The organism is Acidovorax sp. FG48 (genome assembly GCF_057809085.1).
In genome coordinates, this window is sequence record NZ_JBMDJH010000006.1 from 223932 (window position 1) to 242930 (window position 18999).

Consider the following 18999-nt stretch of genomic DNA (forward strand, 5'->3'; position numbering starts at 1 on the left):
CTTGGCAGCAATGACAATGCCCGCCAGCCACCTGCCGTTTATTGGCAGCAGGGGCCCTCTTTAAGTTTCAGCGCGTTATCCCGCCACCGCCGCACCACACATGTCTGCCGATTCTTTTGCCGACCTCTTGTCGATCTACATGCGCCGCATTCGCGCCAGCGCCTCGGGCGTGGCCACCGAGATCGGCCTGAGCCGCGAGGCCGTCAACAACTGGCGCAACGGCATCTCGGTGCCCAACCCGCGCTCGCGCGACAAGCTGGTGGCCTGCACGCGCTATCTGCGCCTGACCGAGAGCGAGGCCAACCGGCTGCTCAGCGCCGCAGGGTTCGCGCCCGAGTTTCCGTTGCAAGCCGAGTCCACCGGCGCGCAGCCGTTTGCCGCGTTCCAGGACAAGGTGTTTGCGCAACTGGCCCAGGCGGTGCCATACCCCATCTCGCTGCTGCTGTCGCCCGCGCACTGGGGCCAGCCGCCGTTCCGGCACGAGCTGCTGCAGCGCGCCCGCGCGCAATACGGCGAAGGCTCGGTGCTGCACATCCAGCCGCCCTACAGCGTGAGCACCGTGCCCGCCGAATACTTCGCCGCCATCGGCCGCCAATGTGGCCTGGGCGATGTGGCGTCGGACTACGAGTTTGAATCCGCGCTGGAGCGCCGCCTGATGGCGGGTGAGCGCATCTTCTGCCTGGTCAGCCGCTTTGAGCAGGGCACGTCCGCGCTGCGCGAAACCCTGGCGGGCATCCTGCGCAGCCTGAGCGAGATGCACAGCGGCCGCCTGCACCTGCTGCTGTGCGGAGGGCAGGCGCTGGCCGACCTCAAGTACCGCAGTGGCGACCTGTCGCTGCTCAACATCGCCCAGGTCCACCACTGGCCCGACCCGTCGCTTGCCGACCTGCTGCAACTGGCCCGCCACCGCTGGCCCGAGCAGCCCTGGTCCGAGCCGGTGGTGGCTGCACTGCAGGCCCTGAGCGGCGGCCATCCCGCGCTGTTTGAAGAAGGCCTGCAATGGCTGGTGGACCACCCCGGCGCGGGTGCCAGCCTGCACGAAGGCCAGCCCGCCTTCAGCGCCCTGCGCACCCACCTGGCCAGCAGCCCGCGCCTGTGGCAAACGTTTCTGCCGCTGGCGCAGGTGCCAGCCAGCCGGGCGCGCCTGCAGCAGTTGCTGGGCGCGGACGACCTCGGCCGCGCACGACCCTACCTGCAGGACGACGACCTGCGCAGCCTCTTCTGGGGCAACCTCATCCTTGCGCGCGGCGTGGGGGACGCGGCGCGGCTGCACTGGCGCAGCCCCACGGTGCGCGAGGCCGGCTGGATGGTGCTGGATTCATGCTCGGCCGACTGACGCCCTGGCTGTCCCGGCCCGTGGTGCGCGCCGTGGTCATTGCGCTGGTCACGCTGTTTGTGGCCAGCGCCGTGTTCACGCCCCAGCACAACCCGGCCACACGGGGCAGGTTCATGGCGGCAATGAACGTCGGGCCGCTGTGGGGAGAGCTGGTGCAGTGGCGTGTGGCGATGGTCAACGCCCGCAACGAGCTGGATGCCTGGCCCACGGACATTCAGAAGTACGCGCCGCCCATTGCCAACCCGCAGCTGCGCGTTACCTCCCCGCGCCCCAATGTGCTGCAGGCCGACATTGCCCACAACCCTGAATTTGGCAAGCTGGCGGGCACGCAGGTGGTGGTGGAGCTGCAGCCCGGCACCCACACCTGGACCTGCCGCCCCGGCAACCCGCCCATCCCGCAGGGCTACCTGCCCATCAACTGCCAGCAAGGCAGCACCGACGATTTCGAGCCCGCCAAGCCCGCGCCAGACGCCGACCCCTTTGGCTGGATGCGCTCGCTCATCACGTGGTGCGGGGTCATTTTTGGCGTGGGTGCAGTGCTGTGGGTGGTGCGCCACCCGCTCATCGGTGCGGGCCAGCTGCGCCCTGCGCGCCTGCGCCGCACACCGCTGGCCCGCCTGCCGCACATCGACCGGCTGCTGCGCTGGCTGCGGCGGCTGGAGCCCACGCTGCAGGCCGCCGACATTCGCCTGGTGGACTGGCGCCGCGCCGTGGCCTGCGCCCAGGCCACGGGCAGCGAGCGCGCCCCGGCCCTGGCCCGCGCGCTGGCCGAACGCGTGTCCGCCCGCTGCCAGCCCAGCACCGACTGGGCGCTGCCCGGTGCGGTGTTTGAATGGTCGTTCCCGCCCGACCTGCCCGTGTCGCTGGACCGCTGCCTCGTCTTTGTGCCCACGCACGGCATCGACGAAGCCACCGTGCTGCGCCAGCTGCGCGCCGTGCAGACCGGCAGCGATGTGCTGCTGATCCTGAGCGAGCACAGCGTGGACACCCCCTGGCCGCTGCTGCACGCCCACGCACAAGACCGCGCCAACCTGCATGTGATGGCCGACAGCGCCAGCCAGACCGAATGGCTGATTGGCGGTGACGCCCTGCAAGTGCTGCTGCGCCTGCTGGCTGCGCAGCTGCGCATCACCCGCATCTCGCCCTACCAGACGCGCGGCGGTGTCACGCGCGAAGGCGCCTTCTTCGGCCGCGCGCAACTGCTGGCCCGCGTCATCAACCGCGAGCCCGCCAACTACCTGGTGGTGGGTGGGCGGCAGCTGGGCAAAAGCAGCTTGCTCAAGGCCGTGCAGCGCCGCATGGCGGGCCACCCCCACACCGTGTGCCACTACGTCTCGCTGCGCGACCACCGCCTGGCGCCACGCATGGCGTTGCAGTTTGGCCTGCCCGCCGACACACCGCTCGAAGCCATCGTGGACCACCTGCAGGCGCAGTACCAGGGCAAGCGCCTGGTGCTGCTCATCGACGAGGCCGACCTGTTCTTCCGTGACGAATCGGCCAATGGCTACGTGCAGCTGTCCACCCTGCGCGCACTCAGCGAAGAGGGCCGCTGCTGGTTCATGCTCGCGGGCTTCTGGGACCTGTACGCCACCGCCGTGCTGGACTACCAAAGCCCGCTGCGCAACTTTGGCGAGGTGCTGACCATCGGCGGCCTGGAGCGCGATGCCTGCCGCGAACTGGCCACCGAGCCACTGCGCAAGCTGCGGCTGGGTTTTGACAACGAGCACCTGGTGAACCGCCTGGTAGATGCCAGCGGCCAGCGCGCCAACCTGGTCGCCATCCTGTGCCAGGAATGCCTGGAGGCCCTGTTGCCCGGCGAACGCGTGATCGAAAAGCGCCATCTCGACCAGGCCCTGGCATCGCAGGCCGTGCAAGACGCCTTGGCCGGCTGGGGCCGCCTGAGCCATGACGAAGCCGCCTGCCGCCTCGACCGCATCGTTGTTTACCACACGGCCCAGGTGGGACAGTCCAGCCTGGTCACGCTGGCCCAGCTGCTGCAAAGCCATGGCATCGCAGGCGACGCACAGGCCCTGCGCTTATCGCTGGCGCGCCTGCAACTGGCCTATGTGCTGCGCAAACACGAGGCGGGCGAATACCGCTTTACCATCCCGCTGCTGCAGGACCAGTTTGAACCGGCGGAGGTGGAACTGCTGTTGCACCAGGAGCTGGCCGTGCTGGCGCGTGACCGTGATCCGGGTTGAGCCACGCAGGGGCACTGCGGAGCCATTGCTGCAAAATTTTGATTCGGATAACCGCTAGGCGCTTATCCAATATGCCCTTCCAGCTATTGAATAGATAGCGAATGGCCGTCTGTCTCAAGGCCGCTGCGCCATCACCAGCGCATACAGCGCCTGCGCCGCCACCGACAAGCTCTCGTCCCGCCGCCGTACCAGATAGATCTGCCGCGTCAGCCCCGGCAGTGACAGCGGCCGCGTCACCAGCCCCGGCTGGTCAAAGTGGAACAGCGTGAGCGCTGGCACCACGCTGATGCCCAGGCCCGCGCGCACCATGCCCATCACGGTGGCGAGCTGCTCCACCTCCATCAGCGTGTGCATGGCCTGCGGGTGCAGGGCGGCCTCCAGGTACTGGCGCACGCTGCTGGTGCGCGCGAGGTGGATGAAGGGCCACGCGGCGAGGTCCTGCGCGGTGATGGCCTTGCGGCGGCGCGCCAGCGGGTGGTCGGCCGGGCACACCAGATAGAAGTTGTCGCTGCAAAACGGCTCGGCTTGCAGCGCGGGCGTGTCAGCGCGGATGGCGGCCAGTGCAAAGTCGGCATGGCTGCTGGCCACGCGGTCGATGCAGGGCTCGGACAGCACATCGGCAATGTCGATCTCGATACCCGGGTGCGCCGCGCTGTACTGCGACAGCACGCCGGGCAGCCAGCCCGCCGCCAGTGACGGCAGCAGCGCCACAGCCACGCGCCCGCGCTGCAGCGTGGCGGCGCTGCGCATGGCCGCCAGGGCGCTGGTGATTTCGGTGCGGATGCGGCGGGCCGACTCCAGAAAATTCTGCCCCTCGGGCGTTAAGTCCACATGCCGCGTGCTGCGGTCAAACAGGCGCAGGCCCAGGTCGTCCTCCAGCGCGCGGATCAGCGCGCTGAACGCGGGCTGCGACAGGTGGCACAACGTAGCGGCGCGTGTGAAGCTGCACTGCTCCGCCAGCGCGAGGAAGGCGTCGAGCTGGCGGCTGGAGAGGTGAGGGGCGCTCATGCGGGGTGGGTGTGATTCATCTGGTTTTCAGATGGATTCATCGTAACAATCGATTTCACAGAATACAGCCATATTCCTACATTCACGGTCAGGAGACAACGGATTCATGCCGAACGATCAAAAAACCAAACTGTTGGTGGGCTGCGCCGCCGGCTTCTCGGGCGACCGCACCGACGCGGCCCTGCCCGTGGTGCAGGCGCTCATCGCCAGCGGCCAGCCTGCGGTGCTCATCTTCGAGACCCTGGCTGAGCGCACGCTGGCCCTGGCCCAGTTGGCGCGCCGCACCGACCCCGATGCTGGGTATGAGCCGCTGCTGATGGACCTGCTGCGCTCCGTGCTGGCACAGTGCCTGGCGCACGGCGTGCGCATCGTCAGCAACTTTGGCGCGGCCAACCCGCACGGTGCCGCGCGCCGCATCCACGCGCTGGCGGCCGAGCTGGGCCTGGCCCGCCCGCGCATTGCCGTGCTGCAGGGCGACGACCTGAGCGGCCCCGAACACCGCGCGCTGCTGCAGGGCGCGCTGGGCAGCGCGATGCCCACCGAGCCCATCGTCAGCGCCAACGCCTACATCGGCGCGCAGGCCATTGCCGACGCGCTGCGCGCAGGCGCCGACATCGTGGTCTGCGGCCGTGTGGCCGACCCTTCGCTGGTGCTGGGCCCCGCGCTGGCGCACTACGGGTGGGCGCTGGACGACTGGGACCGGCTGGCGCGCGCCACCATGGCCGGGCACTTGCTGGAGTGCGGCGCGCAGGTCACAGGTGGCTACTTTGCTGACCCCGGCTACAAGGATGTGGCGGGCCTGGCGCACCTGGGCTACCCCATTGCCGAGATCGACGCCGACGGCCACTGCACCATCACCAAGCCCCCGGGCACGGGCGGCTGCATCACCGACCGCACGGTGAAGGAACAGCTGCTGTACGAGCTGCACGACCCGGCGGCGTACCTCACGCCCGATGTGGTGGCCGACATCACCACCGCCCGCGTGACCACGGTGGGCGCTGACGCGGTGCGGCTGGAGGGTGTGCAGGGCCACGCGCGGCCCGCCACGCTCAAGGTCAACGTGTGTTTTGAATCCGGCTGGTTTGCCGAGGGCGAAATCTCCTACGCCGGCCCGCGCGCCGAAGCCCGCGCGCGGCTGGCGGGCGAGGTGCTTCGCGAGCGCCTGCAGGGCCTGGGCCCGCTGCGCATCGACCTGATCGGCGTGACCAGCATCTTTGGCGACGACACCAGCCGCTGGCTGGATGCCCCCCACAACGATGGCAATGCCCCCCGCGATGTGCGCCTGCGCGTGGCCCTGCAGCACCGCGACCACGCCAGCGCCCAGCGCCTGCTGCGCGAGGTGACCGCGCTGTACACCTGTGGCCCCGCGGGCGGTGGTGGCGTGCGCACCGCCATGCGCCCACGCCTGGGCACGGTGTCGTGCCTGGTGCCGCGCGAGGCCGTGGCCGTGCGTTTTGAGATGGTGGATTGAGGAGTACACACACCATGACAACCACCATCACCGTTCCGCTTTATCGAGTTGCTCATAGCCGCACCGGCGACAAAGGCAACCGCTCCAACATCAGCGTCATCGCCTGGCACCCCGCGCTGTGGGATGTGCTGGTCGAACAGGTCACGGAGGCCGCCGTGGCACAGCAGTTTGCTCAGCGCCGCCCGCGTCAGGTCACGCGCTACCTGCTGCCCCAGCTGCAGGCCATGAACATCGTGCTGGACGACGTGCTCGACGGCGGCGTGAACGATTCGCTCAACCTCGACAGCCACGGCAAGGCACTCAGCTACCTGCTGCTCGATATGTCCGTCACGGTGCCCGCTCACCTGGCTGCGCACTTTGGCGGCCCCACGGCCTAGACCTTTGATTTCGCTTTTTTTATCCATACCAACACCAGGAGACAACATGACCCCTTCATCCCCCCGCCGCGCTCTGCTCGCCACTGCCGCCGTAATGGCGCTCGGCGCACTGCATGCCCCCGCTGCACTGGCCCAGGCGGCCGGTAGCTACCCCGCCAAGGCCATCACCTTCGTCGTGCCGTTTGCCGCAGGCAGCGCCACCGACCAGCTTGCGCGCGCGCTGGGCCAGTCCATCACCAACGATACCAAGCAGCCCGTGGTCATCGACAACAAGGCGGGCGCCAGCGGCATGATCGCGGCGTCGGCCGTGGCCAAGTCAGCGGCCGATGGCTACAGCGTGCTCATCACCACCAACACCACCCACGCCGCCAACGAGCACCTGTACAAAAAGCTCTCGTACGACCCGGTGAAGGACTTTGCCCCCGTCACCGGCCTGGGCAAGGGAGGCCAGGTGCTGGTGGTCAACGCCAGCGCGCCGTACAAGAACGTGGGCGAGTTGCTGGCCTTTGCCAAGAAGAACCCCGGCAAGCTCAGCTTTGGCAGCGGCAGTTCGTCGAGCCGCATGGCGGGCGAAATGCTCAAGCAGCTGGCGGCCGTGGACATCCTGCACGTGCCCTACAAGAGCAACCCGCTGGCCATCACCGACCTGCTGGGTGGGCAGATCGACCTGATGATCACCGACACCTCCACGGGCGTGCCGCAGGTCAAGGCGGGCAAGCTGCGTGCGCTGGGCTACTCCACGCAAAAGCGCAGCGCGCAATTGCCCGATGTGCCCACGCTGGATGAAGCGGGCGTGAAGGGCTACGACATGGGCTACTGGTTTGCGGCCTACGTGCCCGCCAACACACCCGCGCCCGTGGTGGCGCGCCTCAACGAGCTGCTGACGGCCGCCACCAAGAGCGCCGCAGCCAAGAGCTTTTACGACAACGCAGGCTCCGAAGCCTGGACCACCACGCCCGATGAACTCGCCAAGTTCCAGGCCGCCGAGACCCAGAAGTGGGGCAAGGTGATCAAGGCCGCTGGTATCGAGGCGGAGTGAGCTGCGGGCCCAGCATCAGTGGGGCAACCCCTGTTGAACCGGGCCGTGTTCATCCTTTTGTCTGGGGTGGGGAAGATTTCTAGCCAAAGTGGCCGGATGCGCTAGAGGAACATGCCTGAGTAGCTATCAAAAGCGTAGTGGCTGTGTGTGGCCTGGCCAGCCACCCTCACCATGGCACCCCTGCAAACCGCGCCACCAAAAAATCCAGCAACGCCCGCACCGCAGGCGACAAGTGCCGGCGCGACGGGTACAGCGCATAGATCGTCATCACCGGCAAGTCCCAGCCCGGCAACACGGCCTGCAGCTCGCCAGTGTGCAGGTAGGGGTTGACCAGATACGTCGGCTGCATCGCAATGCCGCCGCCCGCCAGCGCGGCGCGCATCAGCGTGGTGGCCTCGTTGGCGCTGAAATGGCCGCTCACGCCTACACGCTCCACCACGTCGCCGCGCGTCAGCTGCCACACGCTCTTGCCAAAGTTGGCGTAGCTCAGGCACCGGTGCTGCGCCAGGTCGGCAGGTTGCTGCGGCACACCGTGGGCGGCCAGGTAGGCGGGCGATGCCACCAGCGCCGAATCACACCGCGCCAGCGGCCGGCCAATCAGCAGCGGGTCGGGCTCGGCGCTGATGCGGATGGCCAGGTCGATGCGCTTTTCCACCAGGTTCAGCGAGCCTTCGCTCGCGTCCAGGTCGATCTTGAGCTGCGGGTGCTGTGCCAGAAAGTCCGCAATCGCCGCGCCCATCTGCGCAAACGCAAACGACACGCTGCAGGTCAGCCGCAGCTGCCCGCGCAGCGCGCCCTCGGTGGTGGTGGCGGTTTCTTCCTCCAGGTCTTGCGACAGTGCCAGCATCTGCTGGCAGCGGCGCAGCGCGTGTTCGCCCGCGTCGGTCAGCGTCACGCTGCGGGTGGTGCGCTGCAGCAGGCGGGCCTGCAGCCACTGCTCCATCTCGCCCACGTAGCGCGTGACCATGGCACGTGACATATCCAGTTTGTCGGCGGTGGCGCTGAAGCTGCCGCTGGTGGCGACTTCGGCAAACACATGCATGGCGGTCAGGCGGTCCATAACGTGAAAGTTTTGGGGTTATTTGATCGATTGGTGAAACAAATATGCGCGAATTATCGGGTTTATTGGATCGATTGGCGCAAATAAACTTCATTTCGTCATCGAACCAACTGCTCAAAGCACCGGAGAAACCACCATGTTCCGCACCACCCTCATCGCCGCCACTCTTGCCGTTGCCTTCACAGGCGCCCAGGCCGCCCAGCCGCTGCAGGTCAAGGTCTACAACGCCGACGGCAACAGCTTCAACGTCAACTCCACGCTGGTCTATGGCGAGAAAGAAGCCATGGTGATCGACGCAGGCTTCACCCGTGCCGATGCGCTGCGCATTGCCGCCAACGTGCTCGACACCGGCAAAGAGTTGAAGACCATCTACGTGAGCCAGGCCGACCCCGACTATTACTTCGGCGTCGAGACGCTGAAAGAAATCTTCCCCCAAGCCGACGTGGTGACCACGCCCGCTGTGCTGGAGAAGATCAACGCCAAGCTGGCCGGCAAGATCGCCTTCTGGGGCCCCAAGATGGGCGCCAACGCACCGCGCACGCCCGTGCTGCCCAAGGCGATTGCTGGCAACACGCTGAGCGTGGACGGCCAGGCGGTCGAGATCCGTGGCACCACCGGCCTGCTGGCGCACCGCCCGTATGCGTGGATTCCGTCCATCAAGGCCGTGGTGGGCACCATCGGCGTGTTTGGCACCAACACCCATGTGTGGACGGCCGACACGCAAACGGTGGCCGAGCGCAGTGCCTGGGTGGCCCAGCTCGACGAAATGGCCGCCTTGCAGCCCACCGTGGTGGTGCCCGGCCACATGCCCGCCGGTGGCGCGCTGGATGCCGCCAACATCAGCTACACCAAGGGCTACCTGCAAGCGTTTGAGAAGAACGCCGCCGCCACCAAGACCAGCGCCGAACTCATCGACGCGATGAAAAAGGCCTACCCCGCAGCGCCCATGGGCCTGTCGCTGGACATCGGTGCCAAGGTCAACAAGGGCGAGATGAAGTGGTGAGATGACGTGCTGAAAGCTGTCAAAGCAGTTTGTTGAAAGGAACCAGATCGTGACCACGCACCCGCTCCAACAAGTCCTGCAGCACCTGCACGCCGGGCGCTGGAACGCGGCGCACGATCTGGTGCAGCACGACGGCTCCATGCTCGCAGCCTGGGCGCACGGCATCCTGCACCTGCAAGAGGGCGACCTGGAAGACGCCGAAAACTGGTACGACCGCGCCGCCCGCCACTTCCGCAGCCGGGGCACGCTGGCCGAAGAAATCGCAGCGTTTGAAGCCGCGCTGGCCGCACGCCTTACCCAGCTTGCCCAGGCTGCACCCGCAGCGGCACCGGCCACCGCCACACCGCCTGATCCTGAAGATTCTGAAGAGAGACCCTGATCCATGTCCTCCACGCCCACCGTCACCGTGACGTACCTGTTCGACCCCCTGTGCGGCTGGTGCTACGCCGCCGCACCCGTGCTGGCCCGCTTGCAAGCCACGCCCGGCGTGCAGGTGGTGCTGGCACCCACGGGCTTGTTTGCAGGCGCAGGCGCCCGGCCCATGGACGCGCAATTTGCCGCCTACGCATGGGCCAACGACCAGCGCATCGCGCAGCTCACCGGCCAGCCGTTCAGCCCGGCCTATCGCGAGCAGGTGCTGGGCCAGCCGGCTGGGCGTTTTGACTCGGGCCCTGCCACGCTGGCCCTCACCGCCGTGGCGCAGACCGAGCCCGCGCGTGAGCTGGAGGCACTGCACGCCTTCCAACGCGCACGGTATGTGGACGGGCGCGACACCACGGCGCCCACCGTGCTGGCCGATGTGCTGAGCGCCCTGGGCCTGCATGCAGCCGCAGAGTTGGTGCGCGAGCCCACCGATGCCCTGCGCGCCGCCATGCTGCAGCGCGTGGCCGCCGCCCGCGCCGACATGCAAGCCCTGGGAGCACAAGGCGTGCCACAACTGGCAGTCGGCGACGCCGCCACCGGCCGCCGCCGTGTGCTGGGCAGCCAGGCCCTGCACGGCAACTTCGACGCATTGCTGCAGCAGGTGGCCCAGGCCTGAGCGCCGCGGTTGGCACGGCGCGGCCCGGGCTGCACCGTTGCCCGCACTGCAAATTGCAGCCAGGCCTGCGCCATGTCTTCAAGCCCCGTGGTCCGCCACGGGCACCCACACCACGGTGTGGTTCGCGCACTCCACTTCGTCCGGCGGCTGCCACAGGTCGCTGGCCAGCTCAAAGATGTGCGGCGGCACCACCATCGAAAACGTGGCGCCCTGTTCGGCGTTGCGCCGCAACACACGCGCGCGCCGCACCTCGCGCGGGGCGTCCAGCACATACACCACCATGGCATCGGCCCATGGCCCCATGCGGGCGTAAAACGCATCGCGCTGGTGCTGCTGGATCAGGCCCACCTCCAGCACCACATCGCTACCCGCGTGCAGCACGGCCTCGGTCGTCTTCCAGATCTGCTCCAAGCAACGCAGCGTGCGTGGCACATACCAGGCCATGACGTCCGAAGTATCGGGTCGGTCGGCTGAAAACAGCGTGGCCATCCAGTCGTCCAGGTTCAGCGGCACTGCGCGGTGCTGCTGCACCAGCTGGCGGGCAAAGGTGGACTTGCCTGCGCCCACGGGGCCGATGACCAGATGGATGCGCGGGGAGGGGGCAGCTGCGCCTGCAGGGGCCGTGTGTGTGGAAGTGGCGTGCATCAAAAAGGGCTCCAGAAATGCAAAAAGCCCTCTCTGCAAGCAGGGAGAGCCTTCAATGCGATGGACAAAAAGAAAAGCCCTCAACGGTGGTGGAGGGCTTTGCGACTCGCTTCCGATCCGAAGATCAAGAAGCACGTGGCGCAGTGTAGGCGGCTGGTGGAGGTTGGGTCAACCCACGGGCCCGGGATGCCCGAAGAACGCCGAGCCGCGCTCAGGGCGCTTTGGCTGCAGCGATGTGCCGCTGAAAGAACGCCACTACCTGCGCATTGAAATCTTTGTGAAATGCAGCCCGGTCAAACCCCGGCGCATCGCGGCAGATATCGGGTGCCACTTCTGCCAGCGCGGGCGAGCAGGGCGCCAGAAAGGCATAGTGCCTTGCATGGGCGGCCACCTGCCAGTCGGGTGCGCGGGGCAAGCCCGTGCGCAACATTTCCACGCTCTGCGGCGTGACGCCATCCCCTCCCAGCGCTGAGGCCCACAGCTGCACGGGCGTGTTCACCTGCCCCAGCCCCTTGGCGTCGAACACGCTCAGCGGGTCCACGATGACCGCCGCCTTGATGCGCGCATCTGGTACTGGCGTGGCGGGAATCTCATTGCGCCGGATCTCGCCACACAGGGGGCGCATGGACAGCGGCGGGCACAGGTCTGGGCGCAGCGTCCAGTCTGGCTTGGCACCGATGGCCACCAGCCCCGTGTAGCCGCCGCGCGAATAGCCAAAAAAGCCCACCTTGTCCGCATCCAGCTGCGCGCGCTGGGGCCAGGCGCTCAGCATGTAGTCCGTCAGCCGCTTCATGTCCACTGGCCGCGTGGCAAAGGCCGACAGGTGGCCCTGGCGGCTCATGTCCTGAAAGTTGTCGCCCGGGTGGTTGATGGCGGCCACCACAAAGCCCGCATCGGCTAGCGCAGCCGCCGTGTCGTGGTGCCCCAGGGCAGAGCCACCCGCGCCGTGCGACATCACCACCAACGGCAAGCCCTGGCCAGCCAGGGCGCAGTCGCGCGTGCCTTGCAGCACCAGCGGCGCCAGGTCGATGCGGCCCGGCGGCGTGTTGCAGGGCGACCACACGGCGCCGCGCAGCGCGGGCCCGTCCTTGTCTGCTGGCACCTCGATGAAAGTGAAGCCCGCCGCCTGGGCCAGGGTGGCGGCGCCGCTGAGCGCAGCGGCCGACAGCCAACGAATGCCTGGGCGTGAACGAGGGCGGTAACGAAGCAGGGATGAAATGGGCATGGCGATGTGTTGGCGCGGATGGGAATTAGTGGCGCACTGCCCGCCGAGTGTGCCGCAGCTTGCGGGATGCGACTTTGCTGATCTTGCGACCTTGCCGTCAGCGCAGGGCCGAGGCTGGAAAGCCGATGGCTGCGTGCCCCTGCGGCTACTGCGCCACCAGCCGCACCACCATCGGCCGGTGGTCAGAACCCAGGTCGGGCCCCGTGTGTGCATCCACCAGCTGCCACCCCGGCGAGGCCAGCACATGGTCCAGCGGCAGCACCGATAGCCAGCCCCAGGCGTTGGGCCAGGTCGGCACGGCAAGGCCTGCGCGGCGCATCTGCGCTTGCTCGGCGCCCCACAAGCCGCGCGCCCAGGGCGTGGTGTTCAGGTCACCCGCCATTACGCTCAGACCACTGGTCTGTGCCAGATGTTGGGTCTCGTCTTGCAGTGCACGGTCACGTGCCTGGGCAAAGGCGCTGCTGATCGGGGGCATGGGGTGCAGCGCGCTCAGTTGTACGGGCCGGCCGCTCCACGTCATCGTCGCGCGCAGGCGCAGGGTGTCATGGTCGGTGCGGGGCTGCAGCACTTGTGTATCGGCGAGCGGGTGGCGCGACAGAATCGCTAGCCCAAACGGGTCGGGCTGCGGCACGGCCAGGCGGTGCGGGTAGCGCGCGGCAAGGGCGGGGTCATCGGCCAGCGCGCGCTGGGCCAGCTCGGTGAACTCCTGCAAGAACACCACATCGGGTGCATCGGCAGACGCCAGCCACTGCCGCAGCGGTGTGAAGTCGGTGGTGGCCAGGTTCAGGTTGGCGGTGCCCACCCTCAGCACCTGCGCGTGGGTGGTGCCGGGTGCCGTCGCATCCGCTGTGGGCAGGGGGCCGGGCTGCCATATTAAGGAGCCTGCAATCATCGACGCAGGCAGGGGCAGCCACGATGCGCTTTGCCGCAGCACTAGTGCCATCACCACGATGGGCGCTGAGGCCACCGCGCCCACCGTGGCATAGGCCCACTGCCAATGCGCGGCCAGCTCCACCAACCATTGCAGCCAGGGCGCATGGCTGGTGGGCAGCACGCGCGACAGCGGTGCTGTGAGCGCGCCCAGGGCGCACAGCCACACCAGCCATTGCGCTCTGATGCAGAAGAATTGAAAGACGGGGGAGCTGCTTGCTGGCATGGCGGCGGGTTGGGTAAACAGCCGCGCATTGTGCGCGCGCTGCTTAGCGCACCACCCTACTCACCCCCCAAACACCAGCGCCTGGTGCGCCCCCACGCCCGCCAGCACGCCTTCGGCCGAGGCCAGCGTGGCGTTGTGCCGCATCAGCGTCACGTCGCCCGCGGCATACACGCCGGGCACGGTGGTCATCTTGTTGGCATCGGTGCGGATGTACGGGCCCATGGGCCCATCGTCAAACGCGCAGCCCAGTTGCTCGGCCAGTGGGCTGGCGGGGCGGGTGGTGGTGGCCACATACAGCGCGTCCAGCGACACCACACGCGCATCGCCGCTGCCGGTGGTCAGCAGGCGTACACCCTGCAGCGCCTGGCCCGGGCCTTCCAGTGCGGCAATGGGGGCGGGCTCGATGGTGATGCCCAGCGCCAACAGCCGCTCGCGTTCGGCGCTCTCCAGCGTGGTGTCGCCGTTCAAAAAGAGCGTGGTCGGGCCCCAGTCGGCAATCAGCTGCGCGTGCATGGCCGAGCCTGCCGAGTGGTACAGCACGCCCAGCCGCTGGCCTGCAAATTCATAGCCGTGGCAATACGGGCAGTGCAACACCGATGCGCCCCAGCGCTCACGCAGGCCTGCAATCTCGGGCAAGCCATCCTGCACGCCAAAGGCCAGCACCAGCTTGTGCGTCTCCATGTGCGTGCCATCGTCCAGCACCACTTCAAACCCGTTCTCTGGTGACCCGGCGCGTTGCTGCGCCATGGCAGACACCACCGTGCCCTGCACAAAAACCACCGTGGGGTAGGCCGCCAGCTTGCGCCGCGCCTGCTCGATCATCGCCAGCGGCGGCTCGCCGTCTTGCCCGAAGAAGCCGTGCGACGCTGCCGCAAACCGGTTGCGCGGCTGACCTGCGTCCACCACGCACACCCGCCGCCGGGCACGTGCCAGCTGCATTGCGGCCGACAGGCCGGCAAAGCTGCCGCCTATCACGATCACCTCATACGCCTCGGTTGTTGCCACTGCTGCCGTCGCCATGCTCAATCTCCTTGTGACCGTGGCACCCGGCCACCATGCGTTCATGAAACTCGGCCGACAGCTGCGCCAGCGTCACCTCGCCCAGCCGCGCCAGCAGCGCCTCTTCGGCCGCCTGGTAGGCGTCGGTCAGCGCGCGGTTCACCGCTTGCTCCACGATGCAGCCGGGGCTCTCCACGCGGTTGCCCACCGCCAGCAGCGTGGGCGCGCCCAGCGCCTCGTAGATGTCGCGCAGCGTGATGTCGGTGAGCGGGCACGACAGCACCCACCCGCCGCCATGCCCCTTGGCCGAGGTGACAAAGCCCGCATACCGCAGCCCCGCCATCAGGCGGCGCACCACCACCGGGTTGGTCCGCATGGCCTGCGCCATCGCCTCAGACGTGGCGGGCCCCTCCATCTCTGCCATGTGCAGCAGCGCGTGGAGAACGTTGGAAAGTCGGCTGTCTCGTTTCATGCAACATTAAAAGTTGCGTGATGCTAGCATGCGAGCACAAGCGACGTGAATAGAAGAACGGTTTACTACTGAATTGATAGCTGCTTGTGATGGATTCACTAGGACAAGTGGCCGATTTGGCTCTATTTTTCAACATGGACTGCACCTTGACCGCCACCCCGCCCGTTCGGGTTGAGCCTGTCGAAACCCTGCGCTGACCTGGCAACTCCGTTGGACAAACTCATCGCACAGCGCAGTACCCGCCGTGCGCACTACACACCATGACCCAACCCACCACGTCCCCCTTCACCGACCCCGCCGCCGTCGCCCGCTACGCCGAAGGCCCCCGCCGCAACGTGCCCGGCTACGACAGCCTGCTGCGCATGTCCCGCATCCTCCTGGCCGAGCGCGTGCGCGCCGATGGCCGCGTGCTGGTGGTGGGCGCGGGCGGCGGGCTGGAACTGGAAGACATGGCGCTGGCGCACCCCGGCTGGCGGTTTGACGGTGTGGACCCGAGCCAGCCCATGCTGGACCTGGCGGCGCAGCGGCTGCAAAGCGGGGGCGTGCCCGGCGACCGCGTGGCGCTGCACCACGGCTATGTGCAGAGCGCACCAGCCGGGCCGTTCGATGGCACCACATGCCTGCTGACTTTGCACTTTGTGCCGCGTGAGGAGCGCGTGCCCATGCTGGTGGAGATCCGGCGGCGGCTCAAGCCCGGGGCGCCGTTGGTGGTGGCGCATCTGAGCGTGGCGGATGGTTCAGGCCCCGGTGGCGAGGGCGGGGCCGGGGAGCGTGATCTGTGGTTGTCGCGCTATGCCGCGTTTCAGGTCGCGTCCGGCGTGCCGCCGGAGCATGCGGCCAGGGCGCGGGACAAGGTGGCCGTGGAGCTGGCGGTGCTGACGCCGGAGGAGGACGAGGCGTTTCTGCGCGAAGCGGGGTTTAGCGATGTGCGGATGTTCTATATGGGGTTTGCGTTTAGGGGGTGGGTGGCAACGGTGTTGTAGCGACTGCTGAACGGAACGGGATCGTGACCCAGTCGCTGGAGCGTGCGGCCCTGGCGGACTGAATTACTGAAGGCGAAGGCAATTGGTCCCTGCCCACCCAGTTCTTGTCCAACGATGCCGGTTGGGTGGAACTGATGCGCTTGTCACCCGGCACGCGGCTGGGCCTGCACCGGCACAAGTGCGAAGCGCACTATGCCGAAGGCCCGCGCTGTATCTCAAACTGGCTGCGAAAGCTGTTGACGGCGCTCATACGACGGTGGACAACAGCCGACCGTTCGCGCAGAGTGTTTTGCTTGGAACCAGTGTCCCAGCATACTTTTTCACTGCACACTTGGGTGCGATGCTGTCCACTCATGTGGGGCGCTGTAGTTGCACTAGCGAAATGGGCGCGGTTCTGTTCCGCCTCGCCGCTCTAATGGCGGAGTTCTTTGGAATTAACGGGCAATTAAATGGAAAACACTGATAACACTGGCCGCATGACAGATTCAATGCATGAGGCCTCTCAGCCGTCAATCGTAGAGCTGTTTTCGATCGACGGGCTATTCGGATATCGATCAGTCACCTTGAGTTCGAAGTACGCGGCGACGGTGCTAATTGCGCGAAATGGGTCGGGAAAAACGACATTGATTGCTGCACTTGACGCGTTTCTACGTGGTCAATTTATACGATTTTCTGCTTTGCAGTTTGATTATATAACTTGTAAATTGCGAAATGTCGCACGACCACTTGTGATTAGTAAGATGCAAGTTGATGGATTAATCGAAGTTGCCTCTCATAGCGAGATTTCGTTACGGGCGAAAACGTGGGAGGTAGAGCCGTTGGCTCTTCTGGAGTTAGTGGAAGGAATTTCGGTTAATAGTAAAATGTCCGAGCTAATGGATGTGCCAACTTTCTATGCTATATATGTAAAGCTAGGATACGATGGAAGAGCTGCAAAAGCACAATGTGAAAAAATAGCCGAGTTCGTCAGGAATGCTCTTCCCGAGTTAAGTGAGGTTCGTGAGGCGATACGCGCGGCGCTGGATGGGGCCGAAATTGTGTATCTTCCCACATATCGGCGTATTGAACTTTCAATACCTAGCTCTGATGCACGTACGGGTCGTAGAAAGAGTATTCTTTCTAGACTCGGGGTAGCTCGAAGTGGTTTGTACACTGCTGATATTCAGTTTGGGCTAGGTGATATTTCCGATAGATTAAAGGCTATATATTCTGAGATGCTCTACTTGGCGAACCAGGGTTACGGGAAAGTCAGTGCAAACGTAATTAATGATTTGATCACGGGCGCTTATAAAGCATCTGGGGAGCCAAAAACGCCGCCATCCAAAGAGTCGTTGGAGATATTTTTTGCGCGCATAAAAGACGCGGAGCGTGAATATAAGAGAATTCCGTATACAAACTTCATGTCAACGCCTGATCTTGATCGCGTATACAAAGATGATGTGTCTGATGAGGCGAGGCCGTTTCTTACATATTTCTTGGATCAGCTTAACTCTGTTATTCAAGAGACTAGCGACAAAGAAGAGTTGGTTGCGTCATTCATAAATAGTTGTAATAAATATTTATCTGGCGACGATGAATCCACGGATTTGTATCTTGATGAGTCTCAGTACTATGATCGAAAACAATTAACATTCAATCGAAGCAATTTGCGTGTTACGGTGAATAGCTCGGTTACTGGGCAAGAGGTTCCGATGGAATCCCTTTCTTCCGGTGAAAAGCAAATGATATCTCTGTTTGCACGTCTATATTTGTATCCGGGGCCCAAGATCGTACTTATAGATGAACCTGAGCTATCTCTATCGCTAGACTGGCAGCGGCAAATTCTTCCGGATGTTTTGACAGCACCGATGTGCAAACAGGTGATTGCAATTACGCATTCTCCATTTATCTTTGATAATGAATTGGAGCCTTTTGCAGGCTCTCTAGCTCTCCGCGTCAACAGAAATGTGGCTCAAGTGAATTTTCAGGAAAGCATTTTTGATGATGACATGGAGGTGGGCCCCGATGAGTGATGCAACTGGGGCATCACATGAAGATGCTTACCTTAACAAATTAAAGAAAGCGCGTTCGTCTAGAACAGTTGTTAAAACCGAGTTTGCAGCGAAAATTTCATGTATCCCAGATGGGATTTTTATATTCGCGTTTGAGGGGGTTGCTGATAAGCTTGCATATTACTACTGGCTCAAATCGGTTGGTTTCCTGATGGCGTACGAGTCCTACACATGCGATGGCAAAATCGGTGTTCTGAAGTTGTATGATAGTTTAGCCAACGATCGGACTGGGTTGGGGGAGAGAGTTTGGTACTTTATCGATAAAGATTTCGATGGGTTGGCTGGAAGGGTGAATAATGGCAGAATATTTATGACGGATAAATATTCTATTGAAAACTATGTTGTTGATTCTCAGTTGCTGAATGACATGCTTTGCGTGGATTTTCATTGTCACGGATTGACTGCTGTCAGGCTGGGCGTCCTGGAGATATTTTTTGGTGTTTATGGGAAATTTCTCCAAATTACTAAAGAGTTGAATTTCAGGATGTATCTGGGAAAGAAGCTTGGGCAAATACGTGGCGATGAATTGCCCAAAGGAATTAACCAACTGGCGCTTGTCGATTTGTGTGAAGTCAGGCCTTTGCCGGATTCGGGCTGCTTGTCTGGTCTTGTCACACTCGCCGAGGAACCAAATTCCACTGATTTGGAAAAATTTCGAGAGCAGTTTGACCTGCTTGTACCGGAAAACGACTACCGGGGAAAATTTGCGCTATTGTTTTTTCTAAAGTGGCTATCACTCCTCCGAGAGGATAGATTGTCTCAAAATCCGAAAATTTTTATAGACATCCCTGCACCTAGCTTTGCTGTGAAAGGCGGATTCTCATTTGAGGGTTTGATCGCCAAAGCAAATCCTCCTGCGGGACTAAAGGATTTTTCGGCATCAGTAAGCTAGCTAATACGAAGCCTGCGCCATTTGACGGGTAAATACATTGGA

The 18999-nt window shown here is 64.4% G+C and carries 18 protein-coding genes; 11 read left to right on the top strand and 7 right to left on the bottom strand.

The genetic code is table 11. The features are described from left to right. The first annotated feature begins 100 nt into the window (after positions 1–100). Both ACODSU_RS11450 and ACODSU_RS11455 read left to right on the top strand, forming a co-directional pair. Entirely contained in the window at positions 101–1336 is a 1236-nt protein-coding gene (locus ACODSU_RS11450) for a hypothetical protein (RefSeq protein ID WP_488842397.1), read from the top strand. After that, on the top strand, positions 1321–3537 hold the full coding sequence (locus tag ACODSU_RS11455) for an ATP-binding protein (protein ID WP_488842398.1): 2217 nt from the start codon (positions 1321–1323) through the stop codon (positions 3535–3537). Before ACODSU_RS11450 ends, ACODSU_RS11455 begins: the two co-directional genes overlap by 16 nt. 114 nt (positions 3538–3651) lie before the next feature. On the opposite strand, the gene ACODSU_RS11460 is transcribed toward ACODSU_RS11455, so the two are convergent. Then, complete coding sequence (locus tag ACODSU_RS11460) at positions 3652–4545, bottom strand: LysR family transcriptional regulator (RefSeq protein WP_488842399.1); 894 nt, start codon at positions 4543–4545, stop codon at positions 3652–3654. 106 nt (positions 4546–4651) lie between these two features. On the opposite strand from ACODSU_RS11460, the gene ACODSU_RS11465 reads away from it, so the two are divergent. Genes ACODSU_RS11465 through ACODSU_RS11475 form a run of 3 tightly spaced genes read left to right on the top strand, consistent with a single transcriptional unit; the run spans position 4652 to position 7432 of the window. Further along, positions 4652–6016: an acyclic terpene utilization AtuA family protein gene (locus tag ACODSU_RS11465; RefSeq protein ID WP_488842400.1), complete on the top strand. Its 1365-nt coding sequence runs from the start codon at positions 4652–4654 to the stop codon at positions 6014–6016. A gap of 14 nt (positions 6017–6030) precedes the next feature. Continuing rightward, entirely contained in the window at positions 6031–6393 is a 363-nt protein-coding gene (locus ACODSU_RS11470; protein WP_488842401.1) for an AtuA-related protein, read from the top strand. A gap of 46 nt (positions 6394–6439) precedes the next feature. Then, complete coding sequence (locus ACODSU_RS11475) at positions 6440–7432, top strand: Bug family tripartite tricarboxylate transporter substrate binding protein (protein ID WP_488842402.1); 993 nt, start codon at positions 6440–6442, stop codon at positions 7430–7432. A gap of 166 nt (positions 7433–7598) precedes the next feature. Here the strand turns inward: ACODSU_RS11475 and ACODSU_RS11480 are convergent, their stop codons facing one another. Next, the gene (locus ACODSU_RS11480) at positions 7599–8492 is read right to left on the bottom strand and encodes a LysR family transcriptional regulator (protein ID WP_488842403.1); all 894 of its coding nucleotides are present in this window, start codon (positions 8490–8492) and stop codon (positions 7599–7601) included. 136 nt (positions 8493–8628) lie between these two features. On the opposite strand from ACODSU_RS11480, the gene ACODSU_RS11485 reads away from it, so the two are divergent. Genes ACODSU_RS11485 through ACODSU_RS11495 form a run of 3 tightly spaced genes read left to right on the top strand, consistent with a single transcriptional unit; the run spans position 8629 to position 10534 of the window. Beyond that, positions 8629–9495, top strand: a complete 867-nt coding sequence (locus ACODSU_RS11485; RefSeq protein WP_488842404.1) for an MBL fold metallo-hydrolase — start codon at positions 8629–8631, stop codon at positions 9493–9495. Positions 9496–9541: 46 nt separating this feature from the next. Further along, positions 9542–9874 (top strand): hypothetical protein, encoded by a 333-nt coding sequence (locus ACODSU_RS11490; protein WP_488842443.1) that lies wholly within the window; start codon positions 9542–9544, stop codon positions 9872–9874. Positions 9875–9877: 3 nt separating this feature from the next. Further along, a complete protein-coding gene (locus ACODSU_RS11495; RefSeq protein WP_309824773.1) occupies positions 9878–10534 on the top strand; it encodes a DsbA family protein in 657 nt (218 codons plus the stop codon). A 78-nt stretch (positions 10535–10612) separates the two neighbouring features. On the opposite strand, the gene ACODSU_RS11500 is transcribed toward ACODSU_RS11495, so the two are convergent. The 5 genes from ACODSU_RS11500 to ACODSU_RS11520 form a co-directional block, all read right to left on the bottom strand. Beyond that, complete coding sequence (locus tag ACODSU_RS11500; protein ID WP_488842405.1) at positions 10613–11179, bottom strand: P-loop nucleotide/nucleoside kinase family protein; 567 nt, start codon at positions 11177–11179, stop codon at positions 10613–10615. A gap of 211 nt (positions 11180–11390) precedes the next feature. Then, complete coding sequence (locus ACODSU_RS11505; protein WP_488842406.1) at positions 11391–12404, bottom strand: alpha/beta hydrolase family protein; 1014 nt, start codon at positions 12402–12404, stop codon at positions 11391–11393. A 145-nt stretch (positions 12405–12549) separates the two neighbouring features. Next, positions 12550–13560, bottom strand: a complete 1011-nt coding sequence (locus ACODSU_RS11510; RefSeq protein WP_488842407.1) for an endonuclease/exonuclease/phosphatase family protein — start codon at positions 13558–13560, stop codon at positions 12550–12552. Positions 13561–13620: 60 nt separating this feature from the next. Then, positions 13621–14580: an NAD(P)/FAD-dependent oxidoreductase gene (locus tag ACODSU_RS11515; protein ID WP_488842408.1), complete on the bottom strand. Its 960-nt coding sequence runs from the start codon at positions 14578–14580 to the stop codon at positions 13621–13623. Next, the gene (locus ACODSU_RS11520; RefSeq protein ID WP_488842409.1) at positions 14543–15031 is read right to left on the bottom strand and encodes an Rrf2 family transcriptional regulator; all 489 of its coding nucleotides are present in this window, start codon (positions 15029–15031) and stop codon (positions 14543–14545) included. The genes ACODSU_RS11515 and ACODSU_RS11520 overlap by 38 nt, the downstream gene beginning before the upstream one ends. Before the next feature lie 260 nt (positions 15032–15291). Here ACODSU_RS11520 and ACODSU_RS11525 point away from each other — a divergent pair, with 260 nt between their 5' ends. The 3 genes from ACODSU_RS11525 to ACODSU_RS11535 all read left to right on the top strand — a co-directional run bounded on the left by ACODSU_RS11525 (position 15292) and on the right by ACODSU_RS11535 (position 18957). After that, positions 15292–16014: a class I SAM-dependent methyltransferase gene (locus ACODSU_RS11525; protein ID WP_488842410.1), complete on the top strand. Its 723-nt coding sequence runs from the start codon at positions 15292–15294 to the stop codon at positions 16012–16014. A gap of 476 nt (positions 16015–16490) precedes the next feature. Then, positions 16491–18026, top strand: a complete 1536-nt coding sequence (locus tag ACODSU_RS11530; RefSeq protein WP_488842411.1) for an AAA family ATPase — start codon at positions 16491–16493, stop codon at positions 18024–18026. After that, entirely contained in the window at positions 18019–18957 is a 939-nt protein-coding gene (locus ACODSU_RS11535) for a DUF4435 domain-containing protein (protein ID WP_488842412.1), read from the top strand. The genes ACODSU_RS11530 and ACODSU_RS11535 overlap by 8 nt, the downstream gene beginning before the upstream one ends. Positions 18958–18999: the final 42 nt, after the last annotated feature.

Coding starts and splice junctions, on each gene's coding strand:
- ACODSU_RS11470 (WP_488842401.1), top strand. CDS start 6,031: ATGACAACCACCATCACCGTTCCGCTTTATCGAGTTGCTCATAGCCGC.
- ACODSU_RS11535 (WP_488842412.1), top strand. CDS start 18,019: ATGAGTGATGCAACTGGGGCATCACATGAAGATGCTTACCTTAACAAA.
- ACODSU_RS11485 (WP_488842404.1), top strand. CDS start 8,629: ATGTTCCGCACCACCCTCATCGCCGCCACTCTTGCCGTTGCCTTCACA.
- ACODSU_RS11465 (WP_488842400.1), top strand. CDS start 4,652: ATGCCGAACGATCAAAAAACCAAACTGTTGGTGGGCTGCGCCGCCGGC.
- ACODSU_RS11530 (WP_488842411.1), top strand. CDS start 16,491: ATGACAGATTCAATGCATGAGGCCTCTCAGCCGTCAATCGTAGAGCTG.
- ACODSU_RS11495 (WP_309824773.1), top strand. CDS start 9,878: ATGTCCTCCACGCCCACCGTCACCGTGACGTACCTGTTCGACCCCCTG.
- ACODSU_RS11500 (WP_488842405.1), bottom strand. CDS start 11,179: ATGCACGCCACTTCCACACACACGGCCCCTGCAGGCGCAGCTGCCCCC.
- ACODSU_RS11520 (WP_488842409.1), bottom strand. CDS start 15,031: ATGAAACGAGACAGCCGACTTTCCAACGTTCTCCACGCGCTGCTGCAC.
- ACODSU_RS11450 (WP_488842397.1), top strand. CDS start 101: ATGTCTGCCGATTCTTTTGCCGACCTCTTGTCGATCTACATGCGCCGC.
- ACODSU_RS11505 (WP_488842406.1), bottom strand. CDS start 12,404: ATGCCCATTTCATCCCTGCTTCGTTACCGCCCTCGTTCACGCCCAGGC.
- ACODSU_RS11515 (WP_488842408.1), bottom strand. CDS start 14,580: ATGGCGACGGCAGCAGTGGCAACAACCGAGGCGTATGAGGTGATCGTG.
- ACODSU_RS11475 (WP_488842402.1), top strand. CDS start 6,440: ATGACCCCTTCATCCCCCCGCCGCGCTCTGCTCGCCACTGCCGCCGTA.
- ACODSU_RS11525 (WP_488842410.1), top strand. CDS start 15,292: ATGACCCAACCCACCACGTCCCCCTTCACCGACCCCGCCGCCGTCGCC.
- ACODSU_RS11455 (WP_488842398.1), top strand. CDS start 1,321: ATGCTCGGCCGACTGACGCCCTGGCTGTCCCGGCCCGTGGTGCGCGCC.
- ACODSU_RS11480 (WP_488842403.1), bottom strand. CDS start 8,492: ATGGACCGCCTGACCGCCATGCATGTGTTTGCCGAAGTCGCCACCAGC.
- ACODSU_RS11460 (WP_488842399.1), bottom strand. CDS start 4,545: ATGAGCGCCCCTCACCTCTCCAGCCGCCAGCTCGACGCCTTCCTCGCG.
- ACODSU_RS11510 (WP_488842407.1), bottom strand. CDS start 13,560: ATGCCAGCAAGCAGCTCCCCCGTCTTTCAATTCTTCTGCATCAGAGCG.